At 53.1% G+C, this 1,650-nt stretch carries 1 protein-coding gene; it reads right to left on the minus strand.

All coding sequences use genetic code 11. The features are described from left to right. Window positions 1–41 precede the first annotated feature (41 nt). Window positions 42–1,570 (minus strand): IS3 family transposase gene (locus AC4IHP_RS27775; RefSeq protein WP_490833281.1). Its coding sequence is split into 2 segments (ribosomal slippage): window positions 42–1,129 and window positions 1,129–1,570, totalling 1,530 coding nucleotides; the frame shifts between segments, so codons are not numbered across the junction. Window positions 1,571–1,650: the final 80 nt, after the last annotated feature.

Below are 1,650 nucleotides of genomic sequence, written 5' to 3' on the forward strand. Positions count from 1 at the left end.
CGGTACGTGTCAAGGTAACTGTCGCCTTGGTCTTGCGGTTGCTAGTCCATTGCGCCCTTAATTTCAGAGCGCTCAGGATTTAAATAAACGGCATCTGCCAGCTTCCAGTTGCGTGTGCGAGTGCTCCACCGGCTTGGGTTGGTTCGCCTGGCGTCCTCATAAAGCTCTGCCCTGGCTTGTAATAGGGCGGTTGCTTTGCCCTCGTGCCGTTGGTTTGGCGTGACGTATTTCAAGGCGCTGTGGCGATGATCTTCGTTGTACCAATCGATGAAACTCTGCACCCAAAGCCTTGCATCAGTGACCGTATCAAATGGTTGATCCGGCCAAAGCGGGCAATACTTTGCAGTGCGAAAAAGTGCTTCGGCGTAAGCATTGTCATTGCTCACTCTTGGCCGGCTAAAAGAAGGTTCTACGCCCAGCGCGACCATGCTTTCACGCAACAAAGAACCTCTCATCACATGTCCGTTATCTGAGTGCAACACCAACGGACGACCTGCGGTCTGTTCGCGTAAACATCCCTTTGTGAGCAGTTCACAGGCGTGTTCGGCGCTCTCTACCTCGTGGACTTCATTGGCGACCAGTTTGCGGCTGTAGACGTCCTTCACCATGTACCAGTAGAAAAAGCGGCCCTTAACTGTGCTCGGCAACCAGGTGATATCCCAGCACCACACCTGATTGGGACCATCAGCGCGATGCGTCGTCAGTACTCTGCGTTTTGGGGCTTTGGCCCGGCCGCGACGCACGCTTTGATCAGCGGCTTTTAATAAGCGATAAAACGTTGATTCTGAAGCCAGATAGATACCTTCATCAGCCAGTTTGGGAACAATTTGGTGTGGGGTCAGGCTGGCGTATCCAGCCTGATTGGCGGCATCCAGCACTGCTTGACGCTCCGTATCACTGAGCTTGTTAGCCGGAGCTGCACGTTGAGCTAACTGTCGCCCGTCACACTCAGAGTGTTGCCAGCGTTGAACTGTGCGCAGACTCAGACCCAGTTCATTGCAAGCGCGGTATCGACGAGCGCCATTCAGCACTGCGTCGGCAATCAACTTCATGGCTTGCGTACGATCAGAGGCGTTGATCAGTCTTCCTTGTCCTTGCCCCAGATCGCATTGGCTTTTTTTCTGAGCTCCAGCAACGCCACCGCCTCTGCACGACTGGCATCAGACTGAATCAGTTGGCGCTCAAGTACTTTGATGCGCCGTTGCTCGGCCGTTTTTGAAGTTCGAGAGGTGAGATCAACAACGGGATTAGCGTTTTGGCATGCCACTCGCCACTGTTGGATTTGCTCAGGGTAAATGCCTTTGATTCGGCAATATTGAGAGATCTCGACCTCGCTCAACGGCGCGGTTTCCATGACGGCATTGAATTTATCGGCGCTAGACCATTGGTCACTGGTCTTGCCGTTTCCCGGAACAATTAAGCCTTTGTCTCTAGCCATTTGTCTCCAGTTTCGCAGTGACTGTGGCGTGAGATTGAGTGCAGAGGCAAGTTCCGCCACTGATCGATTGAGTGGCGGCATCATTTGCAGAACGACCCAGTCTTTGAAGTCGTTGTCGTAGCGTTTACCCATTTTGGACATTGTTAAGCACCTTCGCCCTCTTGAGTAGTTGAGTCAATCAACAAGGGCGACAGGTAGCCTGACACGGAGGG

The sequence above is a fragment of the Pseudomonas sp. UF-293 genome, from assembly GCF_058245595.1.